Raw genomic sequence first — 15,528 nt, 5'->3', positions numbered from 1 at the left:
AGAGGGACCTCATTTATGTACATTTCGAATGAAGGCTTGCTTGTCATCCTGTTCGTCGGCCTCGTCGCTGGTTGGCTGGCCGGCAAGGTGGTGCGCGGAACCGGGTTCGGCATCATCGGCGATATCGTGGTCGGCATTGCCGGCGCGCTGGTGGCAAGCTTCCTGTTTCCGAAGCTCGGCATTCACATCGGCACCGGGCTGATATCGGAGATCATCTATTCCGCCATCGGCGCGGTCATCCTGCTGCTGGTGGTGCGGCTCGTCCGCGGCGGCGGCCGGTTCTAATGGCGCCCGGGTTCAATTGATCGAACTTTTGACCTCTCCCCGCCCGGGGAGAGGTGACATGTCTGCAAGAAAAAGCCGCAAGATCGTGAGATTCCGGACTTGCGTGCAAGGTCGGTCGGGGGTGTTGTGGGCCATAGGGGTCCCGGGTGTTCGACTGCGTTGAGCGATGAGCGCAAACGCGATGTTAATCCGGGTCAATTACTCCTGAATTTGCCTTTGAAATCAGGGACTTTGGCCCCTACCCGAAAGAGATCAGACTGATGGCAGCCGTTCCCGGCGTCCGCCGCTCAGAGCTCGGTGATGCGCTGCGCGCCTGTCGCACGGCGTTTGTCGGCGTCGGCTTGATGAGCTGCATGATCAACCTGCTCTATCTGACCGGGTCGATCTTCATGCTGGAGGTCTACGACCGGGTGCTGCCGAGCCGCAGTATTCCGACCCTGGTCGGCCTGATCGTCCTCGCCGGTTTCCTCTACATGGCGCAGGGCGTGCTGGACATGATCCGCAACCGGATCTTGGGCCGGGTCGGTACCGCCCTGGACGAAGCCTTGAACAAGCGGGTGTTCGACACCATCGTGCGCCTGCCGCTGCTGGTTGGCAGCCGCAACGAGGGGCTTCAGCCGCTGCGGGATCTCGACAATGTCCGTTCCTTCCTCGGCGGCATGGGACCGAGCGCGTTCTTCGACCTGCCCTGGCTGCCGCTCTATCTCGCCATCTGCTTCGCCTTCCACGTCATGATCGGCGTCACCGCGCTGGTCGGAGCCGTCATCCTGGTCGGGTTGACGCTGGTCACCGAGTTGATGTCCCGCCAGCCGGCGCGCGAGGCGATGGGGCTCGCCGCCCAGCGCAACGATCTCGCCCAGGCCAGCCGCCGCAATGCCGAAGTCATGGTGTCGATGGGCATGGCCGGCCGGATGAACGCGCGCTGGAGCGAGGCCAACGAAAAATATCTCGACGGCAACCAGCGTGCGAGCGACGTCGCCGGCGGTCTCGGCGCGGTCGCAAAAGTGCTGCGCATGATGCTGCAATCGGCCGTGCTCGCGGTCGGCGCCTATCTCGTCATCCACCAGGAGGCGACCGCCGGCATCATCATCGCCGGCTCGATCCTCTCGGCACGCGCGCTCGCGCCGGTCGACCTCGCGATCGCGCACTGGAAATCCTTTGTCGCGGCACGCCAGAGCTGGCATCGTCTGACCCGCCTTCTCGAGCAGATGCCGGCGCAGACGATGCCGACCCAGTTGCAGGCGCCCACCAGCCGCCTCTCGGTCGAAGGTATCGCCATGGTGCCGCCGGGCGACCAGCGCCTCATCGTGCAAGACATCACCTTTGCGCTCGAAGCCGGCAATGGCCTCGGCGTGATCGGACCGAGCGGCTCCGGCAAGTCGTCGCTGATCCGCGCGCTGGTCGGCGTCTGGCAGCCGGTCCGCGGCAAGGTGCGGCTCGACGGCGCGGCGCTCGACCAGTGGTCGTCGGACATGCTTGGCCGCCACATCGGCTATCTGCCGCAGGACGTCGAATTGTTCGGCGGCACCATCGCGCAGAACATCAGCCGCTTCGATCCCGAGGCCACGTCTGACGGCATCATCGCCGCCGCCAAGGAAGCCGGCGTGCACGAGATGATCATCAAGATGCGCGAGGGCTACAACACCCAGGTCGGCGAGCAGGGCACGGCGCTCTCCGCGGGCCAGGCGCAGCGCGTGGCGCTGGCGCGCGCGCTCTATGGCAACCCCTTCCTGATCGTGCTCGACGAGCCCAATTCCAATCTCGATACCGAAGGCGACGAGGCGCTGACCCGCGCCATCCGCGCGACGCGCGAGCGCGGCGCCATCGTCATCGTAGTGGCGCACCGTCCGATCGGCGTGGAAGCGGTTGACCAGATCCTGGTGCTGCGCGACGGCCGCATGCAGGCCTTCGGGCCGAAGGAACAGGTGCTCGCCCAGGTGCTCCAGCCGCGCGTGACGCCGCCGGCGCCGATCAAGATCGTCAGCGAAGGCGGAGCCAAGGCATGAGCACGATGGCGCTCGGCGGCGCGAAGCCTGCCGCGAAGAGGACCGTACGGCAGTCGATCCGGTTTCACTTGATGCTCGGGCTTGGGATCGTGCTGGTCCTCCTGGTCGGCCTCGGCGGCTGGGCTTCGACGGTGCAGATTTCGGGCGCGCTGATCGCGCCGGGTCAGATCGTCGTCGAGTCCAATGTCAAAAAGGTGCAGCATCCGACCGGCGGCGTGGTCGGCGAGGTGCGTGCGCGCGATGGCGACGTGGTCAAGGCCGGCGACATCGTGGTGCGGCTCGACGACACCGTCACCAAGGCGAATCTCGCCATCGTCACCAAGAATCTCGACGCGGCGCAGGCGCGTGCGGCGCGGCTCCAGGCCGAGCAGCGCGGAATCGACAGGATCGACTACCCGCAAGCGTTGCTCGATCGCGGCAACGATCCCGACGTCAAGGCGCTGCTCTCCGCCGAAACCAAGCTGTTCGACGTCCGCGTCAACGGACGCGCCGGCCAGAAGGCGCAGCTGCGCGAGCGCATCCAGCAGCTCAACGAGGAGATCGAGGGCCTCTCCGCGCAGGAGCGAGCCAAGGACAGGGAAATCTCGCTGGTGCAGCAGGAGCTCGTGGGGGTCCGCGATCTCTATGACAAGCACCTGGTGCAGATCTCCCGTCTGACCACGCTCGAACGCGACAGCGCCCGCCTCAACGGCGAGCGCGCGCAATACATCGCCTCGCGGGCGCAGGCCAAGGGCAAGATCACCGAGACCGAGCTCCAGATCATCCAGGTCGACAAAGACATGGTCAGCGAGGTCTCCAAGGATCTGCGCGAGACCAACGACAAGATCGGCGAAATGATCGAGCGCAAGGTCGCCGCCGAGGACCAGCTTCGCCGCGTCGACATTCGCGCGCCGCAGGACGGCATGGTGCTGCAATCGACCGTGCATACCGTTGGTGGCGTCATCACCGCCGGCGACGCCCTCATGCTGATCGTGCCGCAGGCCGACGATCTCCAGGTCGAAGCCAAGGTCAATCCGGTCGATATCGACAAGCTCCAGATCGGCCAGAAGACGCTGCTGCGCCTGTCCGCCTTCAACCAGCGCACCACGCCGGAGCTCAACGGCGTCGTCAGCCGCGTCTCGCCCGACGTCACCACCGATCAGCGCACCGGCCAGAGCTACTACACCATCCGCGTCTCGCTGTCCGCGGAGGAGGTCGCCAAGCTCGGGGACTCCAGGCTGATCCCCGGCATGCCCGCGGAAGCGTTCGTCCAGACCGGTGATCGCACCATGCTGTCCTACCTGATGAAGCCGCTGCACGACCAGTTCATGCGGGCGTTCCGGGAGAAGTGACGCGCGAAAGCGCGTCATCCCATCCGTCATTGCGAGCGATGACGGCGAGGCGTCATTCTTGCTATAGTTCGATTCAGCCCCAGCAACCCGGCGTCGAACAATGCAATCTCCACCTACCATCGCCACCGAATCCTATTCCGACGCTGGCCTCGCCGTCGCCCGCCTCGAAGAGATCTACGAGCGCAACACGAAGTTCCTGCGTGACCGGTTCGAAGCTTACGTCAACGGCGAGTTAATCACGACGCGGGTGCGAGCCTTCTACCCCTTCGTCCGTATCACCACTGCGACGCATGCGCGGCTGGATTCGCGGCTCGCCTACGGCTTCGTCGCGCGGCCCGGTGTGCACGAGACCAGCGTCACGCGGCCGGATCTGTTCCGGACCTATCTCACAGAGCAGATCGGACTGTTGATCCAGAACCACGGCGTCCCGGTCGAAATCGGCGAGTCCAGCGAACCGATCCCCGTTCACTTCGCCTATCGCCGCGACATCAACATCGAGGCCGCCATCACCACCAGCGAGAATTCGCCGGTGACGCGGTCGCTGCGCGATGCGTTCGACGTGCCTGATCTGGCCACCATGGACGATGCCATCGCCGACGGCACTTTCGAACTTCAGCCCGGCGCGCCCGAACCGCTGTCCCTGTTTCGGGCAGCCCGCGTCGACTACTCGCTGCGCCGGCTCTACCACTACACGGGTACGGATCCAGAGTACTTCCAGAACTTCGTGATCTTCACCAACTACCAGTTCTATGTCGACGCCTTCGCGCAGCTTTGCCAGCAGCGGCTTCAGGCTGGCGAGGCGGGCCTCGATGCCTTCGTCGCTCCAGGCAATGTGATCACGCGCAGCGGCGGCGCGACGACGGGCGTTGCGCCCGCGCGCACGCCGCAGATGCCTGCCTTCCACCTGGCCGCGCCCGGCTATCGTGGTATCACCCTGATCAACATCGGCACCGGTCCGTCGAACGCGCGCAACGTCACCGACCATGTTGCCGTGCTGCGGCCCCATGCCTGGCTGATGCTCGGCCATTGCGCGGGCCTGCGCAACACGCAGCGGCTCGGCGACTACGTGCTCGCCCATGGCTATGTGCGCGAGGACCATGTGCTCGATCGTGAGTTGCCGCTTTGGGTGCCGATCCCGGCGCTCGCGGAGATGCAGGTGGCGCTCGAGGAGGCGGTCGAGGACGTCACCGGGCTCGAAGGATTCGAGCTCAAGCGCCTGATGCGCACCGGCACCGTCGCGAGCGTCGACAACCGCAATTGGGAGATCAGCGGGCCCGATGTCATTCGCCGCTTGTCGCAATCGCGCGCGGTTGCGCTCGACATGGAATCGGCCGCGATTGCCGCCAACGGCTACCGCTTTCGCGTCCCTTACGGCACGCTGCTGTGCGTCTCCGACAAGCCTCTCCACGGCGAGATCAAGCTCGCAGGCATGGCCAGCGAATTCTACCGCCGCCGCGTCGGCCAGCATCTCGAGATCGGCTTAAAGGCGCTGGAACGGCTCAAGCAGCAGGAATCCGAGCGACTGCATTCCCGCAAGCTCCGCAGTTTCGCCGAAGTTGCATTTCAGTAGGCCATGGATTGCCTTTGCTGCTGACAAGCAGCGGGATTTTCGGCATTTTCGGCGCGGGGGTCGACCGGGACGAATTGATGCCACTCATGCGCGACAGGATCATTGGCCATGATCTCGAACGGCTCGCCTTTCGCTTCACCATGCTGAACGACGGCGAGGTCGTGCAGTGCCAGATCAGCGACGCCGCCATGGACGAGCTTGCGGGCATGCAAGGCACCGAAAGCAGCGCGCGGCAGGCCCAGTTCCTGTCGCTGCGCGAGACCATCGAGCGGCTCGCCTCAGACCTCTACGACGAGGCGCCGCGGGTCAGGGGCCATGTGGTGCGGATCTTCACGCGACATTTGCAGCGATAGTGCCGCTCCAGCCTCCGCCGTCATGCTCCAGGACAGTTCATCAGTTGGTCAAGATTTGGTCTTGCCGGGCTTACCTTCCCGCCGGCAGCCATTTCGACGAGCGTCAATTCCTCTAAAGCATTCGCTAACCAAGCAACCGTTTCGCGGCAATCTTAAGACCTGCGAAACCAGACGTTATCCAGCTATGAATTGATGGCCCGTAGAGGTTGGGTCACGAAATGGAGCCTCACGAGTGATCGCGTGACAAAAGACATTGTTGGAATCGACGCGATCCGCGGGCCCGGTCATGACGTCAATCCGAACAAGACGCAGCCAGAGAGTTGGCGGCTTGCAATCGCCGTCGCGATCGGATGTGGACTTGTCGGCCTTGCGCTCCGCTACGTTGCCCGGGAACACGCGACCGATGACGCCATTCAGCATCTGATCCCCTGGTATGTCTTTGCTCGCGATCACGGAGTCGCCGGGCTGGCCGAAGCCTTTACCAACTACACGCCGTTCTACAGCTACCTCCTGCTGATTGCCGCCCGATTTGATTGGCTAGGCGAGCCACTTTCCCTCGTGAAAGCGATCTCGGCAGTATTCGAGTTGGGCTGCGCGATCACTGTGGCCCAGATCGTCTGGCGAGCGACAAAGCTGCCGTTGCGAGCTTCCCTGGCCTTCTGCGCTGTCTGGCTTGCACCGACGGTGATCTTCAACGGCGCGGTGTGGGCGGAGAGTGATTCGATCTGGACGTACTTCACGCTGGTTTCCATCGCGCTGTTCATGCGGGACCGAAATGGCGTTGCGTCATTTGCGATGGCATTTTCGGTGAAGGCTCAGGGCGTGTTCCTGGGACCCTTCGTGCTCGGCATGATTCTGCGCCGCAGGATCCACCCGGCATGGCTCGCCACCGTTCCCGGGATCTATGTGGTTCTCGCCATTCCGGTTCTGGTCGCCGGTAGATCTTTGGCCTCCGTGTTCGCGGTCTATCTGGACCAAGCTCACACCTTCAATCGCCTCACCATGAACGCAGCGAACATCTGGGTGCTGGCTGGCGGACTGCCGTACGCGATCGGAGTCGCCGTCGGCATGGTGCTCGCGGACGCGAGCGGGCTCGCCTTGTCGATCTTCATCGCGCGCTCTCGACGGGCGGGGCCGGAGTTTATTCTGCTCGTCGCCTGTGTATCGCTCATGCTCATGCCGTATCTGCTCCCGAAGATGCACGAGCGGTACTTCTACGCGTTCGAGCTTGCGTCGATCGCGCTGGCCTGCCTCAATCCGCGCTATGTGCCCTTCGCGGTGATTGCTCAGGTCGACGGCGTGTTATCCTATCTCGCGTTCGAAAACGGAATCGTCCTGGGCGTGCTGCCGGCGGCACTCTGCAACAGCCTTCTCGTGTACTACCTCGTGCATGATCTTTGGCGCGGCGAACGTGGATTTCGCTTTCCGAAGCTTGCTTGGCTCGGCTTCATCGCGTCGACCGCGGGATTGTTCTCCTATCTGGTTCATCGAAGGGCCCGGTTTGAACATATCGCCCCTGTACCTGCTCGCCACGGGTCTCGTGACAGCTGCGGCGCTGCTGCTCCTGAAAGAGTCGCGTGGCGACTTGGCCGGCCCGGACCAGTTGCCTTAATCCTGGGCGACCCGCGTCATCGAGCCATCAGCTGTCAAACATGATCACGCTGCGCAGCGTCTTGCCGGCCTTCATGTTGGCAAACCCTTCGTTGATCTCGGAGAGCTTCAGCTTGGCCGAGATCCAGTCTTCCAGATGCAGCCGGCCGCGCAGGTAGAAATCCACCAGCCGCGGCATGTCGACGCGAAAATGGTTCGAGCCCATCGATGAGCCCTGGATCCTGCGCTCGCGCAGGAAGTCGAAGCCGTGCAGCTCGATCTTCTGGCCGAACGGAATCATGCCGACGATGGTGGCCGTGCCGCCCGAGGCGAGCATGCCGAAGGCCTGCTCCGCGGTCTCCTTGCGGCCGAGCACCTCGAAGGAATGATGCACGCCGCCATTGGTGAGATCGCGCACCTGCTTCACGACGTCGCCGTCTGCCGGATTAATGATGTCGGTGGCGCCCAGCTTGGTCGCGAGCTGGAGCTTGGCCGGGTTGGTGTCGATGGCAATGATGCGGCCGGCGCCCGCGATCTGCGCGCCGTTGATCGCGGCCATGCCGACACCGCCGCAGCCGATCACGGCCACGGTCTCGCCGGCCGTCACCTTCGCCGTGTTCACGACCGCGCCGTAGCCGGTGATGACGCCGCAGCCGATCAGCGCGGCCAGATCGAGCGGCATCTCCTTGCGGATTTTGACGATCGCGTTCTCGTGCACCAGCATCTGCTCGGCGAAGGACGAGAGGTTGAGGAACTGATGCAGCTTCTCGGAGCGAGCCCATTGCATCCGATTGGACACCCCCGGCAGCAATTTCACCGTGGTGTCGGTGCAGAGCACCGTGCGGCCCGTGGTGCAGTTGTCGCAGGTGCCGCAGAATACCGAAAGACAGGTGACGACATGATCACCGGGCTTCACATAGGTGACGTCGGAGCCGACCTGCTCGACGACACCGGCCGACTCGTGCCCGAGCACCGCGGGCAGCGGATGCGGATAAAGGCCTTCCATGAAGTGCAGATCGGAGTGGCAGAGACCTGCGACCGAGGTCCGGATCAGGACCTCGCGCGGGCCGGGCTTCGGCAGGCTGACATCCTCGATGACTAGGGGCTTGTTGACTTCATGGAGGACGGCCGCCTTCATCGAGCACTCCCTATCGCTTTTTTTGCTTCGAACGTGGGTGCAGCCTACGCTGCCAGGACCAGTTCGCCAACCTCGCTCATGCTGCCTGCACGATCGCCGAGCAGCAGCGCCGCGATCTTCTGCTGCACGGCATTTTCCGTCAGCCGGAACGGATCGCTCGGCGACACCCGGTGATCGATCACCAGCCGCGACAACAACAGCCTGCGCGCATCGCCCCGCATGTCGTGAATACGATGCGCCTCCCAGGCGAGCGCGACGGCACCGGCGACATGATAGAGCAGGCTGGTGGCGCGGCGCGCATCGGCCTCATTGTCGGCCTTTCCCGCGACCTCGCGTGCGAAGCCCACCGCACGATCGGTGAGCGTGTGCAGCCGGTCGCGCCAGGCCTGCGGCACCGAGGGGCTGTCATCGAGGCGAGCATGCAGATCGGCGGCCAGCGCGGATTCGGCGCCGTGGCGGCCGACCGCACGCCTCAGCGCATCGATCGCGACGATGTTGCCGGTGCCTTCCCAGACCGAACCGAGATGCGCGTCGCGGAGCAGGCGGGCGGTCGCGAATTCCTCGATATAGCCGATGCCGCCGCGCATCTCGAGCGCATCGCCACAGACCTTTCGCGCATCGCGGGTGGCGCGGAATTTCAAGGTCGGCGTCAGGATGCGCAGCAGTGCGGCCGCATCCTGGCTGCCGGCCTCGGCGCGGTCGAGCGCGTCCGCAGTGAGAAAGCTCATCGACAACGCCTGCTCGACCGGCAGCATGATCTTCAGCATCTGGCGCCGACCTAGCGGCAGGTCGATGATGCGGTTGCCGAACACCACGCGGTTTTTCGCCACCGTCATCGCGTCATGGTAGGCCCGCCGCATCAGCGCGGTGGATTTGACGCCATTTGAGAGCCGCGACGAGTTCACCATCTCGGCCATCTGCACGAAGCCGCGGTCGAGCTTGCCGACCGCGTAGGCGATCGCGCCTTCGAGCTTGATTTCACCCGAGGCCATCGAGCGCGTGCCGAGCTTGTCCTTCAGACGCACGATCCGGTAGTGGTTCTGCGAGCCGTCGTCGAGGAAGCGCGGCATCAGAAACAGGCCGACTCCGCGCGTGCCGGGGCCGGCACCTTCGGGGCGCGCCAGCAGCATCACGATCTTTGCGTCGGCGTTCGAGCAGAACCATTTTTCGCCGGTGAGGCGCCAATGGTCGCCTTCCTGCACGGCCGTCGTGGTCAGCGTGCCGACATCGGAGCCGCCTTCCTTCTCGGTCATGAACTGGCCGCCCTGGGTCAGCTTGCTCATGTCGGTCTGGGTTAGTCCGTCGAGATATTTCGCCTTCAGCGCCTCGCTGCCGAAATTCGCGAGCAGCTTGGCGCAGCCGTCGGTTACGTTGATCGGGCAACCCATGCCGAATTCGGTCTGGTTGAACAGGAAGGTGAAGGCGTGCTTGGCGACGACAGGATATTTGTCCGGCCAGCCCATGATGCCCTTGCGGATCGAGAGCGCGTGGATGCCGAACTCGCCGAAGGCGGCCTTCTCCAGCTCGCGATAGGCCGGGTGGTATTCGATCCACTGCACGTCGCGACCGAACTTGTCGCGCTGGTGCAGCACCGGTGTGTGCCGGTCGGCGAGCCGCGCGCATTCATCGAGCACGCCGCCGGCGAGTTCGCCCAGCCGATCGAGATGCGGCTCGATGTGGCGGAATAGCGTCTCCGGTAGATGAATGCGGAGGAGATCGGTGAGTGCCTGATCGGCGCGGTAGAAATTCATGCCGGTGGTATCGGGAGCCAGCAGTCCGGATGGTGCGGCCGCGACCTGTTTTGGCTGCGCGGGGGCCGGCTGTCGCATGATCATCCTCTTCGTTTCCGCCTTGCGGTCATTTTGCGCTGATTTGGCGCTTGCCGCTTGTGATGATGTCGATCATGCTCCAGTCGCGAAAGCGGATAAAGCCGCAAATTGTCAGGGAGGCATGATCGCCGTGAGGGCGCAATTCGCTCTGCGGAATTATGATCGTCCCGGCTGGTTGTCCGCGCGGACCGTGCATAGATCAGCGGCTTCCCGTCTTCGAGAGATCACGCCATGGAACACCCGAAATACAAGATCGCCCTCATCGTCGGCGCCGGCGAAGGCCTGAGCGCCTCGCTGGCGCGGTTGTTGTCCGCCCAGGGCATCCGCGTCGCGCTGGCCGCGCGAAAAATCGAGAAGCTCGGCGCGCTCTGCAGCGAGACCGGCGCCAAGGCCTATGCCTGCAACGCCACCGAGCCTGATGCGGTCGAACGCCTGTTTGGCCTGGTCGAACGCGAGATCGGCATGCCCGACGTGGTCGTCTACAACGCCAGCGGCCGCGCGCGCGGGCCGTTCGTCGATCTCGTTCCGGCCGACGTGGCGAACGCCATTGCGGTCAGTGCCTATGGCGGCTTCCTGGTGGCGCAGCAAGCGGCCAGGCGCATGCTGCCGAACCAGCACGGCGCGATCCTGTTCACCGGCGCTTCGGCAAGCGTCAAGGGCTATGCGCAGTCCGCGCCGTTCGCGATGGGCAAGTTCGCACTGCGCGGGCTCGCGCAGAGCATGGCGCGCGAATTGTCGCCGCAAGGCATCCATGTCGCCCATTTCGTGATCGATGGCGGCATCAGGAGCGCAGCGCGCACGGAAGCGCCGGAGAAGCCGGATTCAATGCTCGATCCCGATGCCATCGCGGAGAGCTACTGGAACGTGTTGCAGCAGCCGCGCAGCGCCTGGAGCTGGGAGCTGGAGCTGCGGCCCTGGGTGGAGAAGTTTTGAGGCAAGCTGCCGTAGGGTGGGCAAAGGCGCATAGCGCCGTGCCCACTATCAACGACGAAACAGCAATTGGTGGGCACGCTTCGCTTTGCCCATCCTACAAGGGCGGGAATCATGTCCACGGAAACCACCATCGATACCGGCACCAGTGAACTCCTCTGCGTGATCCGCGATCGCGTCGCATTGATCACGCTGAACCGGCCCGAGGCGCGCAACTCGCTGTCGGACGCGCTGACCCCGGCGCTGCGTACGATGATCCGCTCCTGCGGCGAGAACCCCGATGTCGGCGCGCTGCTGATCACCGGCGCCGGCGAAGCGTTCTGCGCCGGCGGCAACGTCAAGGGCATGGGCGCGCATCGCGACCCGAAGAAGCTGGAGATGTCCTTTGACGACAAGGTCGCCGATCTCCAGGAGCGGCAGCGCCTGCTCACCGGCGCGCTGGTGTCGGTGCGCAAGCCGACCATCGCGGCGCTGCCGGGGCCGGCGGTCGGCGCGGGGCTCGCCATCGCCATGGCCTGCGATATCCGCATTGCCGCGCAATCGGCCTTCGTGGCCACCGGCTATGCGCGCATCGCGCTGTCCGGCGACTATGGCATCGCGTGGCTGTTGACGCGCCTCGTCGGCACCGCGCGGGCGCGCGAGCTGCTGTTCACCGGCGATCGGGTCGATGCTGTCAGGTGCGAGGCCATCGGCCTCGTCAACCGCGTGGTGCCCGATGACAAATTGCAGGCGGAGGCCTTTGCACTGGCAAAATCCCTCGCTGAAGGTCCGCGCCTCGCGTTGCGCTACATGAAGGACAATCTCGACGAGGCCCTGCTGTTCGACTTCGAGACCGCGCGCGACCACGAGGCCGAACGTCTGGTTCGCCTGACCACGACCGCCGATCACAAGGAAGCGGTGCAGGCCTTCATCGAGAAACGCAAGGCGGTGTTCACGGGGAAGTAGCGGCGCAAAAATGCCCGGCTCTGGTTTTCGCCAGGCCGGGCTCGAGTGGTGTCAGGCCGAGGCTGAGGGGCTATCGGCCTGACGGGAAAGAGCGACGAGGCGCCAGCTCGCGCAGGGAATGTCTTTCGGTGCGACGGAGATCTCCTTGTCGAAGCGCACTAGCTTCCAGTCGTCCGGATGGTTGACGAAGGCGAAGTCCGATTTACGCGCGACCGAGATCATGGCGGCGTTGGAGCGCAGCGTGTCGCCGAACATGTGGTCGGCGCCGAGCGCGGCCGCGCGGCATTCAAGATTCTTCATCAGCACGGTGGCGATGCCGTGGCCCTGCCAGCGGTCGGCAACCGACAGACCGAATTCAAGCGTCGCGGTTTCGGCATGCAGCGCATAGCGCGCTTCGGCGACGATGGTCTCGAAGCCGTCGACCATCATGGTCGCCACCACGGTAAAACGTTCGCGCTCGCCGATTTGAAGGAATTCGTGCAGCAGGCCCTGCGGCAGTTCGCTGATCGCGCCGAAGAAGCGGTTGTATCGGGACCGCGTCGAGAGCGAGCGAAAATAGTGCTGGAGCTCCTCGGTGTCGCGCGGCTCGACGAAACGAACGCGCAGCGCCTCGCCGTGTCGCGTGCGCAGCGTGTCCGAATATTGCTTCAGATCTTCCAGGCGAAGGGTGCTCATGACACGCGCCCCCAAGGGGACCAAAGGGGAAAGGGACCGCCGGCGCCCCCACAGTCAGGCGGCGCCGGCCTGGCGGCCAATCAGGCCCGCCAGAAGGGTTTGTCGGCCTCGTAGGCGACATCGCTCCAGGACAGTCCGACGTCCTGAAGGTCGCGCGCGGACCAGTTGGTGAGCTCACGCCGGGTCCGGTAACGCTCGTGCCAAACGTGAAGCGTCTCGCCGATCTGGTGGATCAGCCCTGGCGCATGATGATTTGTCATCGAATTCTGGGTCAAAGTAGACATTGCCAGCTCCTGGAGCTAAGTTGACCGCTAATATGTGCTTCCGGGTGCACTGCGACAAACGACAATTTGTACTCTTTCGCATGAAATAACGTCATGTATCCTGCTGCCAGATGACTGCCAGATTGCCCTCCCTGAATGGATTGCGGGCCTTTGAGGCCGCCGCGCGCCATCTCAGCTTCACGCTGGCGGCGTCCGAGCTGAACGTGACCCAGACCGCGATCAGCCACCAGATCCGCAGGCTCGAGGAGGAGCTCGGCATCCGCCTGTTCGTCCGGCAGAACCGCGCGCTGGCGCTGACGGCCGAGGCGCGCGACTATCTGCCGGGCGTCCGCGCCGCCTTCAACGACCTCCGGCTTGCCACCGATCGGCTGCTGCGCAAGGACGATGACAAGGTGCTGACGGTCTCGACGCTGGCTTCGCTCGCCGCAAAATGGCTGCTGCCGCGGCTGACCGATTTCCAGGAGCACCATCCCGGCATCGACGTCCGTATCACGACCTCCACCAGCCTCGTCGACTTCCAGCGCGACAATGTCGATGCCGCGATCCGCTACGGGCGCGGCCAGTGGCCGGGCTTGCGCGCCGACTGGCTGATGGCGGACGAGCTGTTTCCGGTCTGCAGCCCGTCTCTGCTGCGTGGCGACAAGCCGTTGCGCTGTCCCGAGGACCTCAAGAGCCACATGCTGCTGCACACCTCCAACGCCAACAGCGACGACTGGCGGCTGTGGTTGACGGCGGCGGGTCTGCCGGCCGACATCGCCAGGCAGCCCGGCATCACCTTCGACATGATCTTCATGACCATCCAGGCCGCGATCGACGGCATCGGCGTGGCGATGGGGCGGACCTCCTATGTCCAGGACGACATCGCCAAGGGGCGACTAGTGGTCCCCTTCAAGATCGCGCTGCCGGCCGATGCGGGCTTCTACCTGGTCGCGCCGGAGGGGCGCCGCGAAGCGCCGAAGCTCGCCGCATTCCGTGAGTGGATGATCGCGGCAACGCGGAATAAGGCCTGAAATCGTGCCGGCGCATGTCCGCGCAACCTGCTTCTCGCTACAGCTCCACCACGACGTAGTCGCTCTCGATCTTCACGGGTATCGTCTCGGCGACATACGGCCCCTTCACCACGCTTGCACCCGGCTCGACATGGGCCGGGTAGGCCTTCACGCGGAAGCGGCGAGGGTCGCAGTAGGACTGGCCGGTGCGGATGTCGAACTCCCAGCCATGCCAGGGGCAGCGAATGATCTCGCCGAGCTTGGTATATTCGATCTCGCCCGGATCCTTCGATTGCGCGAGCCCGATCAAGGGTCCCTCGCACAGCGCAGCGCCCTGATGCGGGCAGCGGTTCATCAGGCCGAAATATTCACCCTTGATGTTGAAGATTGCGATCGGCCGTCCGTCGATCTCCAGAAATTTTCGCGTGCCGGGCGGAAGCTCGTCGACCGCGGCAATCACATGCCGCGCCATCAACTGATCCCGTACAGCTTCTTCGCATTGCCGAGATAGAAGGCCTCGCGGTCGTCGTCGCTGACGCCCGCGGGCAGCACGCGCGACGGCTCGTCGTAATCCCAGTGCGGATAGTCGGTCGCGAACAGTAGCCGGTCCCAGCCGATCCACTTGATGACATCGAACAGATCCTCGCGCCGCTCCGGATCCTCCATCGGCTGCGTCGTCCACCACACCTGCTCGCGGATATATTCGGACGGCGGCCGCTTGACATGCGGCACCTCGCTGCGCAGGCGCTGCCAGACTTTGTCGAGCCGCCATGCTAGCGACGGCGCCCAGCCGAAGCCGGCCTCGATCATCACCATCTTCAACTTCGGGAAGCGCTCGAACACGCCCTCCAGCACGAGGCTTGCGAGCGCCGATTGCTGGCACTGCGAGTGGCCGACCATCTCCTCGATGTAATAGGAGGGCCAGCCCGACGGCGTGATGGGGTTGCCGCCGAAGCCGAAGGCGTGGACGCCGACGGGAAGGCCGGCCTCTTCCGCAGCCTGATAGATAGGCCAGTAGCGACGCTGGCCGAGCGGCTCGACATTGCGGCTGAGCAGCAGCACCTGCACGAAATTCTTGTCGCCGGCACGCTCGCGGATTTCCGCGGCGGCTGACAGCCCGTCCTCATTGCCGACGACGATGGACGCCTTCAGCCGCTTGTCCTTGCTGGTCCATTTGTCGATCTGCCAGTCGTTGATCGCCGAGCACAAGGCCGCCGAGAGCTCGTGATTGCGGATGCCTTGCCCGGTGTTGAGCGGATTGAGCACACCGAGCTGCACGTTGTTGGGATCGAGCAGCTGCTTCTGCATGAAGGACAGCGAGGAGCCCTGCGGCCCGCCTTCCGGCGGATAGGCGTCGCGGCGCGAGGCGTTGGGCTGGGCCTTCGGATAGGGCGGGCCTTCCATCATGCCCTGATAGGCATGGACGCCGTACACTTCGAGATGATGCTGCCAGCGTTTGGCCAGGTAGGGATAGAGCTCGGCGCGGGTCGCGCGTGCCGGATGGATGTCGCAGTCCGCGATCGCGGTTTTGACGGCCAGTGGGGAAGCGGCTTCGGAGCTTTCGCGGAACTGAATATTCATCGCCTTGCCTCCTTTGGCAGCG

General features: G+C 64.4%; 15 protein-coding genes. 9 read left to right on the top strand and 6 right to left on the bottom strand.

From position 1 onward, the window contains the following. The first annotated feature begins 15 nt into the window (after positions 1–15). The 6 genes from AB3L03_RS14455 to AB3L03_RS14430 all read left to right on the top strand — a co-directional run bounded on the left by AB3L03_RS14455 (position 16) and on the right by AB3L03_RS14430 (position 7,201). Positions 16–285 carry a GlsB/YeaQ/YmgE family stress response membrane protein gene (locus tag AB3L03_RS14455; protein ID WP_007605178.1) on the top strand — a complete coding sequence of 90 codons (270 nt, stop codon included), beginning with the start codon at positions 16–18 and terminating at the stop codon, positions 283–285. A 260-nt stretch (positions 286–545) separates the two neighbouring features. Beyond that, complete coding sequence (locus AB3L03_RS14450; protein WP_085358019.1) at positions 546–2,291, top strand: type I secretion system permease/ATPase; 1,746 nt, start codon at positions 546–548, stop codon at positions 2,289–2,291. Then, entirely contained in the window at positions 2,288–3,622 is a 1,335-nt protein-coding gene (locus AB3L03_RS14445; protein WP_085354331.1) for an HlyD family type I secretion periplasmic adaptor subunit, read from the top strand. The genes AB3L03_RS14450 and AB3L03_RS14445 overlap by 4 nt, the downstream gene beginning before the upstream one ends. A 100-nt stretch (positions 3,623–3,722) precedes the next feature. Further along, entirely contained in the window at positions 3,723–5,192 is a 1,470-nt protein-coding gene (locus AB3L03_RS14440; RefSeq protein ID WP_204513229.1) for an AMP nucleosidase, read from the top strand. A 77-nt stretch (positions 5,193–5,269) separates the two neighbouring features. Next, entirely contained in the window at positions 5,270–5,545 is a 276-nt protein-coding gene (locus tag AB3L03_RS14435; RefSeq protein ID WP_026233404.1) for a DUF1488 family protein, read from the top strand. Positions 5,546–5,785: 240 nt separating this feature from the next. Next, complete coding sequence (locus AB3L03_RS14430; protein ID WP_368508827.1) at positions 5,786–7,201, top strand: hypothetical protein; 1,416 nt, start codon at positions 5,786–5,788, stop codon at positions 7,199–7,201. On the opposite strand, the gene AB3L03_RS14425 is transcribed toward AB3L03_RS14430, so the two are convergent. Next, positions 7,185–8,273 carry a Zn-dependent alcohol dehydrogenase gene (locus AB3L03_RS14425; protein WP_027515339.1) on the bottom strand — a complete coding sequence of 363 codons (1,089 nt, stop codon included), beginning with the start codon at positions 8,271–8,273 and terminating at the stop codon, positions 7,185–7,187. The two genes, AB3L03_RS14430 and AB3L03_RS14425, sit on opposite strands and share 17 nt — an antisense overlap. Before the next feature lie 44 nt (positions 8,274–8,317). After that, on the bottom strand, positions 8,318–10,102 hold the full coding sequence (locus AB3L03_RS14420) for an acyl-CoA dehydrogenase family protein (protein WP_026233403.1): 1,785 nt from the start codon (positions 10,100–10,102) through the stop codon (positions 8,318–8,320). A gap of 231 nt (positions 10,103–10,333) precedes the next feature. Here AB3L03_RS14420 and AB3L03_RS14415 point away from each other — a divergent pair, with 231 nt between their 5' ends. After that, positions 10,334–11,035 carry an SDR family NAD(P)-dependent oxidoreductase gene (locus tag AB3L03_RS14415; protein ID WP_018457582.1) on the top strand — a complete coding sequence of 234 codons (702 nt, stop codon included), beginning with the start codon at positions 10,334–10,336 and terminating at the stop codon, positions 11,033–11,035. A gap of 111 nt (positions 11,036–11,146) precedes the next feature. Then, complete coding sequence (locus tag AB3L03_RS14410; protein WP_018457581.1) at positions 11,147–11,977, top strand: enoyl-CoA hydratase; 831 nt, start codon at positions 11,147–11,149, stop codon at positions 11,975–11,977. Positions 11,978–12,028: 51 nt separating this feature from the next. Here AB3L03_RS14410 and AB3L03_RS14405 read toward each other — a convergent pair whose 3' ends face one another. Continuing rightward, positions 12,029–12,652: a GNAT family N-acetyltransferase gene (locus AB3L03_RS14405; RefSeq protein ID WP_018457580.1), complete on the bottom strand. Its 624-nt coding sequence runs from the start codon at positions 12,650–12,652 to the stop codon at positions 12,029–12,031. 80 nt (positions 12,653–12,732) lie between these two features. Then, a complete protein-coding gene (locus AB3L03_RS14400) occupies positions 12,733–12,936 on the bottom strand; it encodes a DUF1127 domain-containing protein (RefSeq protein ID WP_007599575.1) in 204 nt (67 codons plus the stop codon). 110 nt (positions 12,937–13,046) lie between these two features. On the opposite strand from AB3L03_RS14400, the gene AB3L03_RS14395 reads away from it, so the two are divergent. Then, a complete protein-coding gene (locus AB3L03_RS14395) occupies positions 13,047–13,946 on the top strand; it encodes a transcriptional regulator GcvA (protein WP_026233402.1) in 900 nt (299 codons plus the stop codon). Between the two features lie 37 nt (positions 13,947–13,983). On the opposite strand, the gene AB3L03_RS14390 is transcribed toward AB3L03_RS14395, so the two are convergent. Both AB3L03_RS14390 and AB3L03_RS14385 read right to left on the bottom strand, forming a co-directional pair. Next, positions 13,984–14,397: a Rieske (2Fe-2S) protein gene (locus AB3L03_RS14390; RefSeq protein ID WP_018457577.1), complete on the bottom strand. Its 414-nt coding sequence runs from the start codon at positions 14,395–14,397 to the stop codon at positions 13,984–13,986. Continuing rightward, complete coding sequence (locus AB3L03_RS14385; RefSeq protein ID WP_018457576.1) at positions 14,397–15,506, bottom strand: amidohydrolase family protein; 1,110 nt, start codon at positions 15,504–15,506, stop codon at positions 14,397–14,399. Before AB3L03_RS14385 ends, AB3L03_RS14390 begins: the two co-directional genes overlap by 1 nt. Positions 15,507–15,528: the final 22 nt, after the last annotated feature.

It is taken from the genome of Bradyrhizobium lupini (assembly GCF_040939785.1).
Classification (GTDB): domain Bacteria; phylum Pseudomonadota; class Alphaproteobacteria; order Rhizobiales; family Xanthobacteraceae; genus Bradyrhizobium; species Bradyrhizobium canariense_D.
This window is presented reverse-complemented; position numbering and strand designations above follow the sequence as displayed.

Bases quoted from the DNA above. Each gene is read 5' to 3' on its own strand.
- AB3L03_RS14435 (WP_026233404.1), top strand. From the start codon at position 5,270: ATGCCACTCATGCGCGACAGGATCATTGGCCATGATCTCGAACGGCTC.
- AB3L03_RS14390 (WP_018457577.1), bottom strand. From the start codon at position 14,397: ATGGCGCGGCATGTGATTGCCGCGGTCGACGAGCTTCCGCCCGGCACG.
- AB3L03_RS14395 (WP_026233402.1), top strand. From the start codon at position 13,047: ATGACTGCCAGATTGCCCTCCCTGAATGGATTGCGGGCCTTTGAGGCC.
- AB3L03_RS14445 (WP_085354331.1), top strand. From the start codon at position 2,288: ATGAGCACGATGGCGCTCGGCGGCGCGAAGCCTGCCGCGAAGAGGACC.
- AB3L03_RS14385 (WP_018457576.1), bottom strand. From the start codon at position 15,506: ATGAATATTCAGTTCCGCGAAAGCTCCGAAGCCGCTTCCCCACTGGCC.
- AB3L03_RS14405 (WP_018457580.1), bottom strand. From the start codon at position 12,652: ATGAGCACCCTTCGCCTGGAAGATCTGAAGCAATATTCGGACACGCTG.
- AB3L03_RS14400 (WP_007599575.1), bottom strand. From the start codon at position 12,936: ATGTCTACTTTGACCCAGAATTCGATGACAAATCATCATGCGCCAGGG.
- AB3L03_RS14450 (WP_085358019.1), top strand. From the start codon at position 546: ATGGCAGCCGTTCCCGGCGTCCGCCGCTCAGAGCTCGGTGATGCGCTG.
- AB3L03_RS14420 (WP_026233403.1), bottom strand. From the start codon at position 10,102: ATGCGACAGCCGGCCCCCGCGCAGCCAAAACAGGTCGCGGCCGCACCA.
- AB3L03_RS14415 (WP_018457582.1), top strand. From the start codon at position 10,334: ATGGAACACCCGAAATACAAGATCGCCCTCATCGTCGGCGCCGGCGAA.
- AB3L03_RS14440 (WP_204513229.1), top strand. From the start codon at position 3,723: ATGCAATCTCCACCTACCATCGCCACCGAATCCTATTCCGACGCTGGC.
- AB3L03_RS14425 (WP_027515339.1), bottom strand. From the start codon at position 8,273: ATGAAGGCGGCCGTCCTCCATGAAGTCAACAAGCCCCTAGTCATCGAG.
- AB3L03_RS14455 (WP_007605178.1), top strand. From the start codon at position 16: ATGTACATTTCGAATGAAGGCTTGCTTGTCATCCTGTTCGTCGGCCTC.
- AB3L03_RS14410 (WP_018457581.1), top strand. From the start codon at position 11,147: ATGTCCACGGAAACCACCATCGATACCGGCACCAGTGAACTCCTCTGC.